A 19,392-nucleotide genomic window follows, 5' to 3' on the forward strand; every position below is an offset into this window, starting at 1 on the left:
GCCGCGAAGAAGTCCGGCCCCGTCGCCTCCGGCGACACCCTCGCCTCCCCCATGCAGGGCACCATCGTCAAGATCGCCGTCGAGGAGGGCCAGGAGGTCAAGGAAGGCGACCTCGTCGTCGTCCTTGAGGCCATGAAGATGGAACAGCCCCTCAACGCCCACAAGTCCGGCACCATCAAGGGCCTCACCGCCGAGGCCGGCGCCTCCCTCACCAGCGGCGCCGCCATCTGCGAGATCACGGACTGAGACACCCCGGGAAAACCGAAACCGAAACGCCCGGCGGGCCGCGACACCGCGGCCCGCCGGGCGTTCGTATGCCTTACGCCAGTGTCAGGCGCACCGGCACCTCCTGGTGGCCGTTGCTGATGAGGGAGGGCACCGGCCGCAGTTGATCGGCCGGCACGGCGAGGGCCAGGTCGGGGAAGCGGTCGAAGAGCTGCCGCAGCACTTCGACGACCTCCAGGCGGGCCAGCGGGGCGCCGAGGCAGAAGTGCACGCCGTGGCCGAAGGCGAGGTGCTCCTTGAGGCTGCGGGTGACGTCGAAGGCGTCGGCGTCGTCGCCGTGCCAGTCGGGGTGGCGGTTGGCGGCTCCGTAGGAGGCGAGGATGGCCTCGCCGCGGGCGATCGTGCCGCCGCCGGGCAGCTCGACGTCGGTGACGGCGTAGCGCAGCGGCAGGTGCTTGACGGCGGGTGAGTGCCGCAGGGTCTCCTCGACGACGTCGTCCCAGCCGGCCTTGCCGGTGCGGACGAGCTCCAGCTGCTCGGGGCGGGTCAGCAGGGCGACCACGGCCTGGTCGATGACGTTGACGGTGGTCTCGTACCCCGCGCTGATCATCAGCAGCAGCGTGTCGCGCAGTTCCTCGGCGGCCATGCCGCTGCCGTCCGTCTCCTCGTCGCGGGCCGCGATGAGCAGGGACGTCATGTCGTCACCCGGGGTGGCGGTCTTCGTGGCGATCAGTTCGTCGAGGACGCCGTACAGGGCGACGGTGTTGGTCTGGGACTCCTCCTGCGTGAGGGTGGTGTCGAAGACGCCGTCGACGAGCTGCCGAAAGCCCTCGCGCTGGTCCTCGGGGACGCCCATCAGGTGGCCGATCACGGAGATGGGCAGCGGGTAGGCCAGGTGCTCGCGCAGGTCCACGACCTGTCCGCCGGGCCGTGCGGCGAGCGCGTCGATCAGGTCGGTGACCATGGCCTCGATCGCCGGGCGCAGTTCGGCGATGCGCCGGGCACTGAAGGCGGGGGCCACCATGCGCCGCAGCCTGCGGTGGTCGGCGCCGTAGGCGGTGAACATGTTCTTGACCGCGACCCACAGGGCGAGCGGCCACGTCGCGACCCGCTGTTCGAACTCGGGCCAGTGCGCGCGTGCGTCCTTGGACACCGCCGGGCTGGTCAGCAGCTGCTTGAGCAGCGCGGGGTCGGTGACGGCCCAGGCCTGGACGCCGAGGATGTCCACGCGTGCGGCCGGGCCCTGCTCGCGCAGGGTCCGCTGCTCCTCGTGGGCGGCGGCGCCGGTCGGGTCGAGGACGAGCGGGGGGTGCTGGGACATGCTGGTCTCCTTCGGGCGGCTGGCAGGGGAGCGGGCGGGTTCAGACGACGGCAGGGAAGCGGACGGGCAGGGCTTCCAGCGCGCGGTGGAACGGGCCGGGCCGCCAGGTGAGTTCGGACTCGGGGCAGGCCAGGTCGATCTCCGGCAGCGCGTCCAGCAGGCAGCTGATGGCGGTCTCGGCGATGAGGTAGGCGTGGGTCCTGGCCGGGCAGGTGTGCGGGCCGATGCTCCACGACAGGTGGGCGCGGTTGCCTGCGAGCTGTGCGGCGGTGAGGCCGGCGGTGACGGCCGGGTCGTTGTTGCAGGCGGCCATGGAGATGACGACGGGCTGGTGGGCGGGGAGCAGCACGCCCTCGACGTCGATCGGGTACGGCGGGTAGCTGATGCAGTAGTTGGCCATGGGCGGGTCGGTGTACAGGACGGTGTCGAGGGCGTCGCGGACGGGCTGGCCGGCGTGCAGGCCCGCGGAGAACTGCTCGTCGGTGAGGATCCTGAGCACGGTGTTGCTGATCAGGTTGGTCAGCGGTTCGATGCCCGCGCCGTACAGCGTGACGAGCTGGTGGGCCATCTCGACGTCGTCCAGGCGGGCGGAGTGCGCGATCAGCCGGGAGGTGACGTCGTCACCGGGCTGCCGGCGCCGCAGGGCGACGAGGTCGCCGACGGCCCGGCCGAGGATCTCGTTGCCCCGGGCGGCCGTCTCGGCCTCCGCCTCGAAGATCTTGGCCATGCCGTCGGCGATGCGCCGGCCGATCTCGTCGGGGCAGCCCAGCAGGGCGCTCAGGACGCGGAAGGCGATGGGATAGGAGTACTGGGTGAGCAGGTCGGCGTGGCCGAGGGCGCGGAACTCGCCGAGGGCCGCGGCGGCGACCTGCTCCACCAGGGCGCGCAGCGCGTGCTGGTCGACGGCCTGCAGGCTCGCGGTGTTGGCCGCCCGGTAGCGGGTGTGCTCGGCGCCGGACGAGCGCAGCGCGTTGGGGCGCCACTCCATCATCGGCTTCACGGGGCAGGTCTCGGGGATCGTCTGCTGCCAGATCCGCGGGTCGGCGGGGAAGTGCAGTGGGTCGTTGAGGATGCGCCGGGCCTGGTGGAAGCCGATGACCAGGGTCGCGGGGACGCCGGGGGCGAGGTCGACGGGGACCAGCGGTCCGACCTCGCGGCGCATGCGCTCGTAGGCCGCGTGGGGGTCGTCGGCGAACTCGGCGTCGTAGAGCGCGATCCGCGTCGCGGGGCTCGCGCTGCCAGGGGCGTGCGTCGTCATGAGCGGGGCTCCACCAAGGGGGCTAAGGCCTGACGGGCGGTCAGGTACTCGAGGAGGGTGATGAGCGCGTACACACAGGAGCGGCGGTCACGCGCGTCGCACTCGGTCAGCGGTGTGTCGTCGTCCAGCGCGAGCGCCTGCCGGATCTCGTGCAGGGGGTAGCGGGGCGCGTCGGGGAAGACGTTGATGACGACGGCGTACGGCGTGTTCTGGTCCTCCAGCAGGCCCAGCACCTCGTGGCAGCCGTCGAGGTCGCGGGTGTCGGCGAGGACCACCGCGCCCAGCGCGCCTTCGGTCAGCCCTTGCCACAGGGGCCGGAAGCGGGTCTGGCCCGGGGTGCCGAAGAGGTAGAGCACCAGGCGGTCGCCGAGCAGATGGATGCGGCCGAAGTCCATGGCGACCGTGGTGGCCGTTTTGTGCGGCTTGCCGCGCAGATCGTCCACGCCGACGCTCGCCTCGGTGATCGGCTCCTCCATGCGCAGCGGTGCCACTTCGGAGACGCTGCCGACGAAGGTGGTCTTGCCGACGCCGAACGCTCCGGCGACGACGATCTTCGCCGACCGGGTGACGCCGGGGGCGAGGTAGGAGAGGGCGGGCCGGTCAGACGATTTCGCGGAGTCCACGCAGCACCTCCTGTAGCAGGTCGAGTCCGGGCCGGTCCTCCTCGGCGGGGGCCGGTGCGGTGAGATGGCCGCTGTCCATGAGCGCGGAGACGAGGATGCGGACCGTGGACGGCGGCAGTTCCAGGGCGGCGGCGACGTCGGCGACGGCCAGTCCGCCGCGCCCGCCGGCGAACAGGCGCATCACCCGGCGGGCGTCCGGCCCCAGCCTGTCGGTGGAGCCGGACGCGGCGACGAGCACCGTCTCCAGGCGGACGTCGCGGCTGGGGCGGTTGCGGCCGCCGGTGCGGACGTACGGCCTGATCATGTCCGGGTCGTGCCGCGGACCGCTCACGTCGCGGTGCCGCCTTCCGCGGCCGGGCGGCGGCTGGCGACGTCCATCTCGTGGCCGAGCCGGGTCGCCAGGCGCACCATGTGATGGGTGATCAGGCCGACGTCCGCCTCGGGGCCGGTGGTGACGACCGAGAGCATGGTGTTCCTCGCGGCCGCGGTCGTCAGCCCGATGCGGCCCTGCGACTCGATCAGCAGCTGGCACATGCCCTTGCCGCCGACGTGCTCGTCCCATGCCTTGCCGGCGGCGCGCAGCGACGCGGTCACGGCGGCGAGCTTCTCGGCGTCCTCCTGGCCGATGGTCTGCGTACGGGCCTGCAGGAGGCCGTCGCCGCTCATCAGCACGGCGTACTCGACGCCCTCGACGGAGCCGAGTTCCTGGTCGAGCAGCCATCCGAGGCTGTTGCTGTGCGTGTCGCGCATGGTCAGTGTCCTTCGGTGGGTCCGTTGTCTTCCGGCATCCGGCGGCCGCGGCGGCTGCCTGCCGCCCAGGCGGCCGCGACGCCGGGCCGGCCCGGCACGACGGTGTCCTCGGCCGGTGGCGGGGGCGTGCTGCGCGGCCGGGCCGGGCGTTGGCGGACCGTCAGACCGCTGGCGGTGGTCCGGGCAGGCGCCGGATCGACGGCTTCCTGCGGGGCGCGGACGGCAGCGGGAGCGGGCGCGGCGACGGTGTCCCTCGCGGCGGGTGCGGCGGCGTCCTGCCGGGCGGGCACGGCGGCCGCTTCGGGTGCGGCGGGCTGCGCGGCGGCGGGCCGTGGAGCGGTGGCCGGTGCGGCCAGGAGGCTCTTGGGCAGCACCAGGACGGCCCGGGTGCCCTGGTAGATGTTCGGCGCGGTGAGCTCGACCCGGAAACCGTAGTTGTCCGCGAGCAGCGAGGCGACCCGCAGACCGGTCTGCGGATGGGCGCCGAGCCGGGTGATGTCGTCGCGGTGCTTGCCGGACATGATGTCGCTGGCCCACATCAGCCGTTCGTCGTCCATGCGCAGACCGGCGTCGTCCACGATCAGGAAGCAGGCGTGGTGGCCCTCCTCGACGGAGACGTGCACGCGGGCGGTCGGCGGGGAGTACCGCAGGGCGTTGTCCAGCAGCAGCGCGAGGGTGTGCACGACGGCCTCGACCGCCCGGCTCTCCACCGCGACGGTGTCCAGCTCGTGGTGCTCGATGCGCTGGTAGCCCTCGATCCGGCCCATCGCGGCGCGGATCACATCGGTCAGGGTGGTCCGCGGCCAGCGCCGGGAGAGCTTGTCGCCGGCCAGAACGGCGTAGCCCTGCGCGGTGAGGAGCATCTGCTGCGCGATGTGGTCAATGTGCACGAGGGTCGCGTACGCCTCGTCGTCCTGGTGGGAGCGCACGCCCTGGCTGATCTCCCGGCTCAGCCGGGACGCCTTGGCCACGACGTTGGAGGCGAAGCTGCGTACGGCGGCGCGGGTGGCCTCGCGTGCGTCACGGTGCGCCTTTTCGATCTCCCGGTCGGCCGCGGAGCGGATCTGCGCGGTGTGCTCGTCGGCGGTGGCCTGCGCGGTCTCGCGCACCTGGGTCACGGTGGCGGTCACCTGACCGTTCAGGTCGCGCAACCGGGCGGCGAGCGGCGTGTGGACCAGCGACGGAGGCGGGAGGAGGTCGCCACCGGAAGCGTCGCCCGAGGCCAACGCGGGTATCGCCGCGGTGAGTTGTCCGAGGGCGTACTCCGCGGCGCGCAGCTGCTCGGTGAGTTGCTGCGTGTGGCTCCGCAGGTGTTCGCCTCTGCCGCGTTCCCGCCGGTACGCGTGGCGGAAGTGCCAGGTGGTCCCTGTGGCCGCCAGGGCGACCGTGGCGCCGGCGGCCAGTAACAGGTCGGTCATCGAGTCCTCTCCAAGGTGTCCGGCCCGTGAGCCGGCCGGCACGGGGCATGGCGACCGGGCGAGGTGATACCACCGGCTGGATGCGGGCATGACAGGCCGGACGCCGGGAGCCTCGTGAACCCGCGCCCCCGAGGGCGGCCCTGCGCCGGTGCGGACACGGCGTGGATCCGACCGGTGCCGACTGCGCTGCGGCCGAGGTGAACGGGCCTGCCGGCCAAGGCGGGGAAGGCGGCGGGCACAGTGTCCTTTCGGGTCCGCGGTCTCGTCGTCCTGCGCCGCATCCGCGACGCCCGGTGGCCGTTGCCGGTCCGCCCGGAGTTTATCGGCAAACCAGCAATGTGTTCGACGCTTCGGCCCGGAAGCTGTGAAAGATCCATGACGGCCCGGCAGGGAGGCTGACCTGCGGGTCCGTTCCTTCGCCTATGTCCCGAACGACCCTGGAAAACGGGGAGGTTGACCCCTTTGTGTGCACGGTCCGGCATGGCCGCGTGAGCGTGGCTGGCCGGTCCGTACCGCACCTCGCACCGCCGCGGTCTGGTGTAATCGTCGCCGGAAGATCCCCCGGGGGCGGGGGTGTCACTGGGGGGCGGGTTTGGAAGAGCTGACGGCGGCCGACCCACGGCAGGTGGGGCGCTACCGGATCCTCGCGCGGCTGGGAGCGGGCGGGATGGGCCGCGTGTTCCTGGGCCGCTCCACCAGCGGCCGGATGGTCGCGGTGAAGGTGGTGCGCTCCGAACTGGCGGAGGATCCCGAGTTCCGGCGCCGGTTCGCACGCGAGGTGGATGCGGCCCGGCGTGTGACGGGGTTCTTCACCGCGGCCGTCGTCGACGCCGAGCCCGAGGGCTCACCCGCCTGGCTCGCCACCGCCTACGTGCCCGGCATTCCGCTGGACGAGGCGGTCCGCGTCCACGGGGCGTGGCCCCGGCGTTCGCTGCTCGTGCTGGGGGCCGGGCTGGCCGAGGCGCTGGAGGCCATCCACGGCACCGGGCTGATCCACCGCGACCTCAAGCCCTCGAACGTGCTGCTCGCGGCCGACGGCCCCCGCGTGATCGACTTCGGCATCTCGCTCGCCACGGAGGCGAGCGTCCTGACGCAGACGGGCATGGTGATCGGCACGCCGGGTTTCATGTCGCCCGAGCAGGTGACGGGGAGAGCGATCGGCGCCGCCAGCGACGTCTTCTCCCTGGGCGCGGTGCTGGCCTACGCGGGCACCGGGGCGGCCCCGTTCGGAGCCGGCTCGCCGCACTCGGTGAACTTCCGCGCCGTCTACGAGCAGCCCGACCTTGGCGGTCTGCCCGCGGGGACGGACTTCGTCGCCCGCCTGCTCGAGAAGGACCCGGTCCGACGGCCGACCGTCCCAGAACTACTGGCCGAATTCGCCCAGTTGCTCACTGAAGGGGACGGACACGCCTCCGGGGGCCCGTTGCCGAAGGAGACCGACTGGCTGCCCGAGGCGGTGGCGCTCGCCCTCACCGAGCGCAACACCGCCACTCCCCCGCTGCGGCCTGCGGACCCGGCACGGCAGGTCCCCGCCGACCCGGACGGTGGCCCGGGGGTGGGCTCGGGAACGGCAGCCCCCACCCCCGATCCCCGGGTCTCCCTCGCGAAAAGCCCCGCACCGCCGGAACCCTCCTCAGCGACGCCCTCACCGCGACCCGTCGTCGACGGGCCAGGGACACGGCGGCCCGTGCCGGCCCGCACTCCGGCACCGCCCGCCCACGAGCCTTTCGTCCTCTCCCCCGGCACGCCCGCCGACCCGCCCACGCCGCGGCCCGGCCGTGCCGGGCGCCGCCGTCTCGTGGCGATCGCTCTCGCGGCGGCGCTCGTCACCGGTGGCGGCATCACCGCCCTGCTCGCCCAGCAGGGCCGGGACAAGGGCGACACACCCCACAGCGGTCCGCGTGCCTCCGCCGCCGCCCCCACGGGCTTCGACGCCGCCGTCGGCCACGTGGTCAACGCCTCCGACCGCAAGGGCGGCACGCTGCGCCTGGTGAGCGGCGCCGACGCCGACTCCTGGGACCCGGGCCGCTCCTACTACGGCTGGGTGTGGAACATGCAGCGCCTCTACGCCCGTACGCTGCTCACCTACGCCCCCAAGCCCGGCAAGAGCGGCCGCACGCTCGTCCCGGACCTGGCCGAGGCCCAGCCGCAGGTCTCGGCGGACGGCCGGAAGTACACGGTGAAGCTGAGGTCCGGTCTGAAGTTCGAGGACGGCACGCCGATCACCGCGAAGGACGTCAAGTACGGCATCGAGCGCGTCTTCGCCCAGGACGTCGTCACCGGCGGCCCCACCTATCTGATCGAGACGCTGGACCAGGGGCAGAACTACCCGGGACCGTACAAGGACGGGGCGTCGGCGCGCTCCGGTCTGCGGTCCGTCGAGACGCCGGACGACCGGACACTCGTCTTCCGGCTGGCCAAGGCCGACTCGCGCTTTCCGTACCTGCTGGCCATGGGCGCCACCTCCCCCGTACCGCAGAAACGGGACACCGGCGCCGGTTACGCCGACAGGCCCGTCTCCTCCGGACCGTACCGGTTCGCCTCGTACACGCCCGGACGGTCGCTCGTCCTCGTGCGCAACGAGAACTGGAGCCGGGCGACCGACCCGCTGCGCAGCGCGCTGCCGGACCGGATCGAACTGACCGTCACGACCGCCGGCGACGTGGCCGCGCGGCTCCTCGACGGCACCGCGGACCTCGACGTCCAGCAGGCCGGCCTGGAGCAGAGCGCCGCGAGCAAGGTGGTGCAGGACCCGAAGCTCAAGGCCCACGCCGACGCCCCGCTCACCGGCTACCTGCGCAGCCTGGCACTGGTGTCGAAGACGGCACCGCTCGACAACCCGCACTGCCGCAAGGCCGTGTTCTACGCCGCCGACACCACCGCGCTCCGTACCGCGCGCGGCGGAGTGACGGCCGGGTCCCTGCACGGCAACATGCTGCCCCCGACGCTGCCCGGCTCCGACGACTACGACCCGTTCGACCTGACCGGCGGCAAGCCGCAGCCGGAGAAGGCCAGGGAGGAACTGCGGGCCTGCGGCAGAGCGCAGGGCTTCACCACCAAGCTCGTCCTGCGGGAGGGCAAGCCGCAGGACGAGCAGACCGCACAGGCGCTGCAGCAGTCCCTGAAGGCCGTGGGGATCACCGTCCAGACCGAACGGCTGGACGTCTCGGACTTCTTCTCGGTCGTGGGCTCGCCCGGCGAGGTCAAGAAGAAGGGCTACGGCCTCATGCTGTTCGCCTGGGGCGCCGACTACCCCCACGCCTCCGGCTTCCTTCCGTCCCTGGCCGACGGGCGCCTGATCACGCCCGCCGACAACGTCGACTACGCCCAGATGAACGACCCGGAGGTCAACGCCCTCCTGGACCGGGCCCGGTCGGAAACCGACCCGGCGGGGGCGAACGAGCTGTACCGCCGGATCAACCACAAGGTCACCGACGGCGCCTACTACCTGCCGATCGTCGCCGACAAGGCCCTCAACTACCGCAGCCCGCGGCTGACCAACGTCTACGTCGACGACGCGTACGGGATGGTCGACTTCCAGGCCCTCGGCACCGCGGACGGCACGTAGCTCACCGGCCCGGCGGCGAGGAGCGGACGCCCGCGCGGAACTTGGGGATGCGTACGGTGACCTTCGTCCCCGCTCCGACGGCGGTCTCGATGACAAGCCCGTAGTCATCGCCGTACACCTGGCGCAGCCGCGTGTCCACGTTGCGCAGCCCGATGCCCGTGGCCGGCCCGCCCCTTCCCTGCAGGATCCGGCGCAGCCGTTCCGGTTCCACACCGACCCCGTTGTCCTCGATGATCACCCGGGCCTCGGGGCCGTCGTCCTCCGCGAGGATGGTGATGGAGCTGCGCTCCATGCTGTCCTCGAGTCCGTGCTTGAGGGCGTTCTCCACCAGCGGCTGCAGACACAGGAACGGCAGCGACACGGACAGCACCTCGGGCGCGATCCGCAGGTTCACCTCCAGCCGGTCGCCGAAGCGCGCCCGGGCCAGCTCCAGGTACTGCTCGATGGAGCGCAGCTCATCGGCGAGCGTGGTGAAGTCGCCGTGCTTGCGGAAGCTGTAGCGGGTGAAGTCGGCGAATTCAAGGAGCAGTTCGCGGGCCCGGTCGGGGTCGGTGCGGACGAAGGAGGCGATGGACGCGAGGGAGTTGTAGATGAAGTGCGGCGATATCTGCGCCCGCAGCGCCCGGATCTCCGCCTCGATGACGTCGGAGCGGCTGCGCTCGAGGTCGACCAGTTCCAGCTGCACGGAGACCCAGCGGGCCACCTCGTCGGCGGCCCGGGCCAGGGCGGCGGACTCCTCGGGCCCGAAGGCTCCCAGCGCCCCGCTCCGGCGGCCGTCGACGGCGAGAGGGGTGACGACACCCCAGCGCACGGTGCAGTCCGGACGGTCGCAGTCGACCTTGACGGCCCGGGTGCCGCCCTTGCCCACCACTTCGGGCAGCAGCCGCTCCACCAGGTCCCGGTGGTGGGCGCCCGGCCCCTCCCAGGCGAGCACCGTCCCCTCGTCCGTCAGGGTCATGGACGCCTCGCCCAGCAGAGGTCTCAGCCGCCGGGCCGCCTTGCGGGCGGTGTCGGGGGTGAGTCCGGCGCGCAGCGGACGCGCGGCGAGCGAGGCGGTGTGCAGGGTGTGGAACGTGGCGCGCTCCACCGGGGAACCGAGCCCGGGCGGCTCCCGGCGGCCCTGGCGGGCGGTCAGGTAACCCGCGCCCGCACCGAGGGCGAACAGCGCCGCGCCGCCGGCGGTGACGAGCGCGGTGGCCAGAGTACTCATGCTGCTTTCCTTACCGACGGGAGGACGGGGAGGACGGGCCCGTCATGGTGACGAGGAGCGCGTACCGCCCGTCTCGGGGAGGTGCAGCCGGGCCATGATCGCGGCGGTGCTGCGCGGGACGCGGTGCCGGGTGGCGAGGGAGACCACGATCATGGTGGCGAAGCCCAGCGGCACCGACCACACCGCGGGCCAGGCGCACAGCACGTGCAGCCACCCGGAGCGGGGCGTGCCGCCCATCGCCGCGGCGACCGCGGCCAGCGCGCAGCCCCCGCCCACCACCAGTCCGGCCGCGGCACCGGGCGGGGTGAGGCCCCGCCACCAGATCCCGAGCACCAGCAGCGGGCAGAACGACGAGGCGGAGACGGCGAAGGCCAGCCCGACGGCGCCTGCGGCGGGCAGGTCCGGCAGGGCGAGCGAGGCGGCGACCGGTACCGCGATGCCGAGCAGCGTGGCGAGCCGGAAGTGCCGTACGCCGAGGGTGGGCAGGACGTCCTGGGCGAGCACGCCGGCGACCGACAGGGCGAGCCCGGAGGTGGTGGACAGGAACGCCGCGAACGCCCCGCCGGCGACCAGCGCACCGACCAGGTCGCCGGCCATGCCGCCGATGAGCCGCTGGGGCAGCAGGAGCACCGCCGCGTCGGTGTCGCCCGACAGCATCAGATCGGGGGCGTACAGGCGGCCGAGCGCGCCGTAGACGGGCATGAGGAGGTAGAAGACGCCGAGCAGTCCGAGGACGATGACGGTGGTGCGGCGGGCGGCGCGTCCGTCCGGGTTGGTGTAGAACCGCACCACGACGTGCGGCAGCCCCATGGTGCCGAGGAACGTGGCCAGGATGAGGCCGTAGGTCGCGTACAGGCCGTGTTCCTCGCGGCTCTGCGCCACCGGTCGCGCCCAGCCGGCGGGCAGCGTGCGGGCCCGCTCCCCGGTCACCGGCCGGGGTACGCCCGCTCCGGCGGGAAAGCTCAGCGAGCTGCCGGCCGCGAGGCGGTGCGCGCCCGGGGCGAGCAGCAGCTCGTCCCGGTCGTGGTACGTGCCGTCGATCGTGCCCTGCGCGGTGACGCGGACGGGCCGGTCGATCGCGATGTCCTGCGGCGTGCCCAGGCTGACGAGCGTGGGCCGGTGGAAGGTGGCCGGGCGGTCCCAGGACGGCTGCGGGGTGTGGTCGGCCCGCCAGGCGGCGAGCAGGAAGACCACCGGGATAAGCAGCGCGGTCAGTTTCAGCCAGTACTGGAAGGCCTGGACGAAGGTGATGCTGCGCATGCCCCCGGCCGCCACCGCTGTCGTCACCACCGCGGCGACCAGCAGACCGCCGCACCACTGGGGGGCGCCGGTGAGCAGGCGCAGGGTGAGTCCGGCGCCGCGCAGCTGGGGCAGCAGGTAGAGCCAGCCGATGCCGACGACGAGCACGGAGGCGATGCGCCGCACCGCCTGGGATTCCATCCGTGCCTCGGCGAAGTCGGGCAGGGTGTAGGCGCCCGAGCGGCGCAGCGGGGCCGCGACGAAGATCAGCAGGACGAGGAACCCGGCCGTGTAGCCGATCGGGTACCACAGCATGTCGACGCCCTGGGCGAGCACCAGCCCGGCGACCCCCAGGAACGACGCGGCCGACAGGTACTCGCCGCTGATGGCGTAGGCGTTCAGCCGCGGTGGGACGCTGCGGGAGGCGACGTAGAAGTCGGACGTGGTGCGGGAGATGCGCAGCCCGAGCGCGCCGACGAGCAGGGTGAGCGTCACGACCACCGACACCGCGGCTATCGCGTAGGCCTGGTTCAACCGCTCGCCCCCTGCGCGTCGTGTGGACCGGCCCGCGCCGCCTCACGAGGGGTCCGGCACCGGGGCTCCGCTGGTCGTGCTCGCCGCCCTGGCGTTGATCACACGTGGCGGTGAGTGTACGCAGCGGTGCTGTGGTGGAACAGGTGCCGTACCTTCTTCCCGGACGGCGGCGGGGGGCCGGGGAAGGCCGGCGCCCGGCGGGGTCAACGGCCGCGCCGCGGGGCTGCGTTCGCCCGCCGGACGAGCAGATCGCGCAGTTCACGGGCGTTGCGCCGGCTCACCGCGAGGATCCGGTCGCCGATGCGTACGCTCAGGCCGCCGCCGTCGAGACGGAGTTCCTCGATGCTCGACAGACGGACCAGGTACCGCCGGTGGATACGGACGAAGCCGCGGGGGCGCCAGCTCTCCTCCAGGGCGGTCAGGGAATTGCGGATCAGGTGACCGCCGCCCTGGCGGGTGTGGACGCGGGCGTAGTCGCCCTGCGCCTCGACATGGGTGATGTCGTCGATGTCGACGAAACGCGTCACTCCACCGAGTTCCACGGGGATGTGGGCGACCTCCACGGCGGGGGTACGGGCCGGGAGGGCGCCGGTCCGCTCGGGTGCGGTGGCCGGGGTGCCCGGGCGTGCGTGCGCGGCATGGGGGCCCGCGGCGGCGGCGAGGGTCTCGGTCACCCGCCGCACCGCCTCCGAGAACCGCTCCCTGCGGATCGGTTTGAGCAGGTAGTCGACGGCCTTCAGGTCGAAGGCCCGCACCGCGTGGTCCTCGTGAGCGGTCACGAACACGATCAGCGGGGGTGCCGCGAATCCCGCCAGCAGATGCGCCATGTCGAGGCCGGTGAGACCGGGCATGTTGATGTCGAGGAAGACCACGTCGATGCCGGCGTCCGCGCCCTGCCCCTCCCCGACGGCCCGGCCGAGCCGGCGCAGCGCCTCGGTGGCGCCCCGGGCTCCTTCGGCGTGGCCGACGCGGGCGTCGCCGCGCAGCAGGTACAGCAGTTCCTCCAGGGCCGGTGCCTCGTCGTCGACCGCGAGCGCCCGCAAGCCCGCCCGCCGCTGGGCCTGCTCGCGTCCCTGTGTGCCGGCCGCAGTCCCGTCACCCATCCGACCCGTCCCCCAGGTTCCGTCAGGCGGCCCACCCCGTGCGGTGGGCTTCCCGCAGGACGATAGCCACGACCCGCCGGGGTCCGTCCAGACCCCGAACGGTCCGGGGCGCCGGGCTCACGGCTCCTTCGACGGCGCTGCTGCGACATACTCGTCCTCGTGCCGTTCCGCGTGGCGGACGTACCAGCGCCCGATGCACAGCAGGACCGGATAGGGCGCCAGGCCGAGGGCGAGCCATACGAGGAGCGGGGCATGCCCCTGCGCATCGAGCGGCGGCACCAGACGAAGCAGCAGGGGCAGCAGCCCCAGCAGGGTGACGAGCAGCGCGACCGCACTCAGGGCGAGCCGGGCCTGGTTGCGCATCAGCGCCCGGACCGGTGGGACGTCCTCGGTGGCGCCGGCGTCGCTCGCGCGGGCCGGCCCCGGATGCGGACGCGTGCCCGCGCTGCGTGTCGCCGCCGGCTCCCCGGTGACCACCTCGCGCCGAGGGACGGAGTCCGCGCCCAATCCCGCACCCCCAAGATCCCCGGCTCGCACTGCTGCGGCGAGTGTACGCAGCCCCGCGATCTCGGACCAGACAGCGGAACGCACGGACACGAGCGCCTGAACGGCGTCGGTCAGCGCTGTTCTCCGGTCAGCTTGAGGTCCTGGTGGGCGATCTCCAACTCGACGAAGCACTCCTCGGCCTTGCGGAAGGCGATCTCCAGCGCGGCCGCCGCGCGCGGTCCCGCGTGCGCCGCCGACCACCGCCGTACGTCGTCCAGGACGTCGGACCAGCGACCGGCGGCGCTCTTGACCCTGCCGACCGTTTCGGCGAGTTCCCGCGCGGTCCTCGGGGAGCTGGACGGAAGCCCTCGCAGCTCGTCCAGCAGTTCCTGGATCTCGGCCATGCGGCTCCTCCTTCGGGCCACCCGGGAGGAGGAGCCCTGACCCGCACGATAGGTCTCGGGCCCGCTCGCCTTCCGCACCCTGAGGCCGGAGGATCTGCGAGCGGTCCGTGTCATCGCCGGACGGTCGGCACCGGCGGACGAACGGGGGACGAGCCCGTCGGTGCCGACCGTCCGTGAAGCGGCTACCCGGAGCGCCGGGTCAGCGGCCCGCCGCCGTCGCCTCGCGTGTGCCGGGATTCGGCGCGTCGGTGCCCAGCGCGTGCAGGATCTCATCGACGCTCTGCTTGGCGTCGCCGAAGAGCATGCTGCTGTTCTCGCGGAAGAACAGCGGATTCTGCACACCGGCGTAGCCGGAGGCCATGGAGCGCTTGAAGACGATGACCTGTTCGGCCTCCCAAACCCGCAGCACCGGCATGCCGGCGATCGGGCTGGACGGGTCCTCGGTCGCGGCGGGGTTGACGGTGTCGTTCGCTCCGATGACCAGGACGACCGAGGTACCGGCGAAGTCGTCGTTGATCTCGTCCATCTCCAGGACGATGTCGTACGGCACCTTCGCCTCGGCCAGCAGCACGTTCATGTGCCCCGGCAGGCGCCCGGCCACCGGGTGGACGCCGAAGCGGACCTCCACTCCCCGCTCGCGCAGCTGACGCGTCAGTTCCGCGACGGGATGCTGGGCCTGCGCGACGGCCATGCCGTAGCCGGGGGTGATGATCACCGAGCGGGCTTCGGCGAGCGTCTCGGCCACTTCCGCGGCCCGCACCTCGCGGTACTCGCCCTGCTCCTCGTCGCCGCCGGAGGGCGCCTCGATGCCGAAGCCGCCCGCGATGACGGAGAGGAAGGACCGGTTCATCGCCTTGCACATGATGTACGACAGGTAGGCACCGGAGGAGCCGACCAGCGCACCCGTGACGATCAGCAGGTTGTTGTCGAGCAGGAAGCCGGCCGCGGCCGCCGCCCAGCCCGAGTAGCTGTTCAGCATGGAGACGACGACGGGCATGTCGCCGCCGCCGATGGAGGCGACCAGATGCCAGCCCAGGGCCAGCGCCAGCACGGTCACCGCGATCATCAGCCCCAGGTTCGGGGTGATGGTGAACCACACGGTCAGACCGACGAACGCGACCAGCGCACCGATGTTGAGCGCGTTCTTGCCGGGCAGCATCAGCGGGCGGGACTTGATGCGCGCCGACAACTTCAGGAACGCGACGATCGAGCCGGTGAAGGTGACGGCGCCGATGAAGATGCCGATGAACACCTCGGCGTGGTGGATGCCGAGCAGGTCGTCGCCGATCCGGGTCTGGGCGGCGCCGTGGGCCTCCACCTCCAGGTAGCTGTTCCAGCCGACCAGCACCGCGGCGAGGCCGACGAAGCTGTGCAGCACGGCGATCAGTTCCGGCATCTGCGTCATCTCGACGCGCCGGGCCCGCCACAGTCCGATCGCGGCGCCGAGCGCCATCGCCACCACGATCAGGGCCACCGCCGCGGCGGTGATGCTCTGTGCCGCCACCACGACGGTGGCGACCAGCGCGAGGGCCATACCGGCGATGCCGTAGACGACGCCGGCGCGGGAGGTGCGGTGCTGGGACAGGCCGGCCAGGCTCAGGATGAACAGCAGCGCGGCGACCAGGTCGGCAGCGTGGGAGGCTGTCAGGGAGGTCATCTCGGCTCAGCCTTTCGAGAACATGGACAGCATGCGGCGGGTGACGGCGAAACCGCCGAAGACATTGACGCTCGTCAGCAGGATCGCCACGACCGACAGCGCGGTGACGAGCGTGCTCTCGTGCCCGATCTGCAGCAGCGCGCCGATCACGACGATGCCGGAGATCGCGTTGGTCACCGACATCAGCGGCGTGTGCAGCGCGTGGTGCACCTTGCCGATGACGTAGTAGCCGATCACCACCGCTAGGGCGAACACGGTGAAGTTCCCCGCGAGTTGGGCGGGCGCGAAGGCGACCAGCAGGAACATCGCGAGCATGCCGAGCCCGATCAGGGTGAAGCGTCCCGCGGGGGTCAGTCTCGGTCGTTTCGGCTCGGGCGGTGTCACGGGCTGCGCGGCGGCAGCGGCCGGCGCGGCCGAGACCGACACGGGCGGTGGCGGCCAGGTGACGTCGCCGTCGCGCACCACGGTCACGGCCCGCTGCACGACGTCGTCGAAGTCGATCGTCAGCCGGCCGTCCTTGCCGGGCGTGAGCAGCTTGATCAGGTTCACCAGGTTGGTGCCGAACAGCTGCGAGGCCTGGGCGGGCAGCCGGGAGGCGAGGTCGGTGTAACCGATGATGGTGACGCCGTTGTCGGTGACCACGGCCCGGCCGGCGACCGTGCCCTCGACGTTGCCGCCCTGGGCGGCCGCCATGTCGACGATCACGCTGCCCGGCTTCATCGCGGCCACGTCCCGGGCCGTCAGCAGGCGCGGCGCCGGCCGGCCCGGGATCAGCGCGGTCGTGATCACGATGTCCACGTCCTTCGCCTGCTCGTGGTAGAGCTCGGCGGCGGCGCGGTCGTAGTCGGCGGAGGTCGCCTTGGCGTACCCGTCGGTGCTCGCCTCCTGGGCGACGTCCACCGCCAGGTACTCGCCGCCCAGCGACTTCACCTGGTCCGCGACCTCGGGCCGCGGGTCGGTGGCCCGTACGACGGCACCGAGGCTGGAGGCGGCGCCGATCGCCGCGAGGCCGGCCACGCCCACGCCCGCGACGAGCACCTTCGCCGGCGGCACCTTGCCCGCCGCGGTGACCTGGCCGGTGAAGAACCGGCCGAAGACGTGCGCGGCCTCGATGACCGACCGGTACCCGGCGATGTTCGCCATCGACGACAGCACGTCCATCGACTGGGCGCGCGAGATGCGGGGCACCGCGTCCAGCGCCAGCGCGGTGATGCCGGCCTCGGCGAGCGTCCGGAGCAGCTCGGGCCGCTGCGCCGGGGCCAGCACGGCGACCACGGTCGCGCCCGGCCGCAGCCGGGCGATCTCCGCGTCGGAGGGGGCGTTCACCTTCAGTGCGACGTCCGCGGTCCAGGCCTCGCCGATCTCCGCGCCGGCGTCGCGGTAGCTCTGGTCCGTGAAGCCGGAGGCCGCCCCGGCCTCGGGTTCCACGACGACTTCGTAGCCGAGGCCTAGCAGCTGACGCACCGTGGCGGGGGTCGCCGCGACACGCGTCTCCCCGGAGGCGGACTCGGCGACGACGCCGATCCGCTGCGGTGGGTGGTGCGCGGGTTCATGGGCAGACATTCTCGTGATCTCTCCTCGGAGGAGGGTGACGGGTATCCACGATCGATGGGTGTCCCCTGGACCGTGTTCCCCGGATGGCCGCAGGTCGTAGGAACCTACCCGCCACAGTCGCCCGAGCAGAGGGGGCGGCACCGTGGTTTGTTTCACTGAATGAAAGACCGGCCTTGGTGTATGGCCATGGGCGTGCGCCGCCCCTGCGCCCTCGACCCGGGGTGCTGTCAGTGCCCACTGATAGCGTGCCACCCCCTGTCGAGAAGATCATGAAAGGACGGCGCCTGTGCGCGAAGTGACGCGTCATGCCGTCAGCGGCCGGCGTATGACCGAGGCGCTCGAGGACATCCACCAACGAGCCCGGGGGCGCCGGCACGGGCTGCGGTACGAGGACGCGTCCCCGCTGAGACTGCGGGAGATGGGCGACGAACTCGTCGAGCACGTCGCGGCCCGCACGGTGCGGGAGCCCCTGCTCGACGAGACGTCACGGGCTGCTCTGCGGACCGCGGCGGAGTGCGCGCTGGGCGCGCTGAGCATCGGGTGTTTCCCCGACGGTGATCAGGAGGTCTTCTTCCCGCTCATCGACGAGGAGCTCACCAGCGAGGACGTCGCCTTCACCGACGTGGTCGATCACGCCCCGACGGCCCGGACATGGCTGGACGCGTTCGAGTTGTGCCTGGTCAGCGGGCTGGTGTGGGACTGGCAGCGCGCGATCGGCCTGACGCTGCGCGGCGACTGCGCGTCGGCGGTCCGGGACGGGGTGCCGTACTCGCGGTTCACCCCGGTGTCGGATCCGGCGGATCTCGCGGCCATGGACGCCCTGTGCGGCTACTTGACCGAGGCGGAGGGGCATCTGCCGCGGGACTGGCCGACCGTACCGCTGTGCAAGCCGGACGACGACGCACGCGCCGAAGCCGCCCGGAGCCTGGATGCGGCGGGGCCTGTGACCCCCGACCAGCGCCTGCTGCGGATACTCCTGGACGACGACCGGGCCCGCTTCGAGAAAGCACTCGCGGACCGGCTCGTCGAGCACCGGCAGGGCGTCGGCGCCGATCCCTCCGCCGCGACCCTCCTTCCGCTCGGCGTGCTCGCCCTGGCCGTCCTCGCGGTCCAGGTGCACGGCTGGGACCTCGGCGTCCGCTCCGGCTATCTGCCGCCCGATCTGCTGGGCTCGCCCGAGGCGCTGCAGCAGGCGGACGCCCTGGGCGTCAACGACCTGGGCTACTGGGCCGCCAAGTAGCCACCGCGGGCGGGAGGAAAGTCGCGTGGGCGGGGCCGAGGGACATCCGATGGTCGGACACTCCGGCTACCTTCGGCCGACGCGGCGGGGGCGAGGCCGTTCCTAGCGTGGCCGGTATGGATATCGACGTACGACACAGCCCGTCGTTCACGGTGGCCAGGGTGCGCCTGGCCGCCGGTGAGTCGGTGCGGGCCGAGTCCGGGGCGATGATGGCGACCTCCGGTGGGATCGCCGTCGCGGCGAAGGCGGAGGGCGGGCTGTTCAAGGGGCTCAAGCGGAGCGTCCTGGGCGGTGAGTCGCTGTTCGTCACCCGGTTCACCGCGGACGCCGGCGGCGGCTGGGTGGATCTCGCCGCGCAGCTGCCGGGCGACGTGACGGCCATCGACGTCGACGGCGGGGTGAGCCTCGCCCGCGGCGCGTGGCTGTGCTCCTCCGACGGGATCGGCCTCGACACCACATGGGGCGGGTTCAAGAACCTGGCCGGGGGCGAGGGCGGCTTCCTGGTGCGGGCCGAAGGGACGGGGCGGGTGGCCGCCGCCTGCTACGGCGCCCTGGACCGCGTCGAGCTGGGCCCCGGCCAGACGCTCGTCCTCGACTCCGGGCACCTGGTCGCCTTCGAGGACGGGCTGTCGTACCGCACCCGCAAGGTGACGCAGGGGCTGATGCAGACCATGAAGTCCGGCGAGGGCCTGGTCTTCGAGTTCACCGGGCCCGGCCGGTTGTGGACCCAGAGCCGCAATCCGTCCGCGCTGGTCACCTGGCTCACCACCAAACTCCCCTTCAGCCGCGGCTAGTCGATGCG

The 19,392-nt window shown here is 72.6% G+C and carries 17 protein-coding genes; 4 read left to right on the plus strand and 13 right to left on the minus strand.

The genetic code is table 11. The annotated features are described in order from the left end of the window. On the plus strand, positions 1-246 hold a 246-nt coding region (locus tag AB0J12_RS31835), incomplete at its 5' end, for a biotin/lipoyl-containing protein (protein WP_363268046.1). A gap of 73 nt (positions 247-319) precedes the next feature. On the opposite strand, the gene AB0J12_RS31840 is transcribed toward AB0J12_RS31835, so the two are convergent. Genes AB0J12_RS31840 through AB0J12_RS31865 form a run of 6 tightly spaced genes read right to left on the minus strand, consistent with a single transcriptional unit; the run spans position 320 to position 5,595 of the window. Beyond that, positions 320-1,546, minus strand: a complete 1,227-nt coding sequence (locus AB0J12_RS31840; protein ID WP_363268047.1) for a cytochrome P450 — start codon at positions 1,544-1,546, stop codon at positions 320-322. 40 nt (positions 1,547-1,586) lie between these two features. Beyond that, on the minus strand, positions 1,587-2,804 hold the full coding sequence (locus tag AB0J12_RS31845) for a cytochrome P450 (protein ID WP_363268049.1): 1,218 nt from the start codon (positions 2,802-2,804) through the stop codon (positions 1,587-1,589). After that, entirely contained in the window at positions 2,801-3,427 is a 627-nt protein-coding gene (locus tag AB0J12_RS31850) for an ATP/GTP-binding protein (protein WP_363268050.1), read from the minus strand. The genes AB0J12_RS31845 and AB0J12_RS31850 overlap by 4 nt, the downstream gene beginning before the upstream one ends. Next, on the minus strand, positions 3,405-3,731 hold the full coding sequence (locus AB0J12_RS31855; RefSeq protein WP_363268128.1) for a DUF742 domain-containing protein: 327 nt from the start codon (positions 3,729-3,731) through the stop codon (positions 3,405-3,407). The genes AB0J12_RS31850 and AB0J12_RS31855 overlap by 23 nt, the downstream gene beginning before the upstream one ends. A 23-nt stretch (positions 3,732-3,754) precedes the next feature. Continuing rightward, entirely contained in the window at positions 3,755-4,177 is a 423-nt protein-coding gene (locus tag AB0J12_RS31860; RefSeq protein ID WP_363268051.1) for a roadblock/LC7 domain-containing protein, read from the minus strand. 2 nt (positions 4,178-4,179) lie between these two features. Then, entirely contained in the window at positions 4,180-5,595 is a 1,416-nt protein-coding gene (locus AB0J12_RS31865) for an ATP-binding protein (RefSeq protein WP_363268052.1), read from the minus strand. A gap of 592 nt (positions 5,596-6,187) precedes the next feature. On the opposite strand from AB0J12_RS31865, the gene AB0J12_RS31870 reads away from it, so the two are divergent. Beyond that, positions 6,188-9,163, plus strand: coding sequence for an ABC transporter substrate-binding protein (locus AB0J12_RS31870; RefSeq protein ID WP_363268053.1), 2,976 nt, complete (start codon positions 6,188-6,190; stop codon positions 9,161-9,163). 1 nt (position 9,164) lies between these two features. Here AB0J12_RS31870 and AB0J12_RS31875 read toward each other — a convergent pair whose 3' ends face one another. The 7 genes from AB0J12_RS31875 to AB0J12_RS31905 form a co-directional block, all read right to left on the minus strand. Then, positions 9,165-10,373 (minus strand): histidine kinase, encoded by a 1,209-nt coding sequence (locus AB0J12_RS31875; RefSeq protein ID WP_363268054.1) that lies wholly within the window; start codon positions 10,371-10,373, stop codon positions 9,165-9,167. A 42-nt stretch (positions 10,374-10,415) separates the two neighbouring features. Then, positions 10,416-12,146: a cation acetate symporter gene (locus AB0J12_RS31880; RefSeq protein ID WP_363268055.1), complete on the minus strand. Its 1,731-nt coding sequence runs from the start codon at positions 12,144-12,146 to the stop codon at positions 10,416-10,418. 203 nt (positions 12,147-12,349) lie between these two features. Further along, positions 12,350-13,249 carry a LytTR family DNA-binding domain-containing protein gene (locus AB0J12_RS31885; protein WP_363268056.1) on the minus strand — a complete coding sequence of 300 codons (900 nt, stop codon included), beginning with the start codon at positions 13,247-13,249 and terminating at the stop codon, positions 12,350-12,352. A gap of 117 nt (positions 13,250-13,366) precedes the next feature. Beyond that, positions 13,367-13,756 (minus strand): hypothetical protein, encoded by a 390-nt coding sequence (locus AB0J12_RS31890; protein ID WP_363268057.1) that lies wholly within the window; start codon positions 13,754-13,756, stop codon positions 13,367-13,369. 110 nt (positions 13,757-13,866) lie between these two features. Further along, positions 13,867-14,139, minus strand: coding sequence for a hypothetical protein (locus tag AB0J12_RS31895; protein WP_363268058.1), 273 nt, complete (start codon positions 14,137-14,139; stop codon positions 13,867-13,869). Positions 14,140-14,338: 199 nt separating this feature from the next. Beyond that, on the minus strand, positions 14,339-15,796 hold the full coding sequence (pntB, locus tag AB0J12_RS31900) for a Re/Si-specific NAD(P)(+) transhydrogenase subunit beta (protein ID WP_363268059.1): 1,458 nt from the start codon (positions 15,794-15,796) through the stop codon (positions 14,339-14,341). 6 nt (positions 15,797-15,802) lie between these two features. Further along, positions 15,803-17,359, minus strand: coding sequence for a Re/Si-specific NAD(P)(+) transhydrogenase subunit alpha (locus AB0J12_RS31905; protein WP_363268060.1), 1,557 nt, complete (start codon positions 17,357-17,359; stop codon positions 15,803-15,805). A 316-nt stretch (positions 17,360-17,675) separates the two neighbouring features. On the opposite strand from AB0J12_RS31905, the gene AB0J12_RS31910 reads away from it, so the two are divergent. Both AB0J12_RS31910 and AB0J12_RS31915 read left to right on the plus strand, forming a co-directional pair. Continuing rightward, the gene (locus AB0J12_RS31910; RefSeq protein ID WP_363268061.1) at positions 17,676-18,590 is read left to right on the plus strand and encodes an immunity 49 family protein; all 915 of its coding nucleotides are present in this window, start codon (positions 17,676-17,678) and stop codon (positions 18,588-18,590) included. 116 nt (positions 18,591-18,706) lie between these two features. Beyond that, positions 18,707-19,384 (plus strand): TIGR00266 family protein, encoded by a 678-nt coding sequence (locus AB0J12_RS31915; RefSeq protein ID WP_363268062.1) that lies wholly within the window; start codon positions 18,707-18,709, stop codon positions 19,382-19,384. Positions 19,385-19,392 lie beyond the last annotated feature (8 nt).

The sequence above is a fragment of the Streptomyces sp. NPDC049915 genome (assembly GCF_040656475.1).
Taxonomy (GTDB): domain Bacteria; phylum Actinomycetota; class Actinomycetes; order Streptomycetales; family Streptomycetaceae; genus Streptomyces.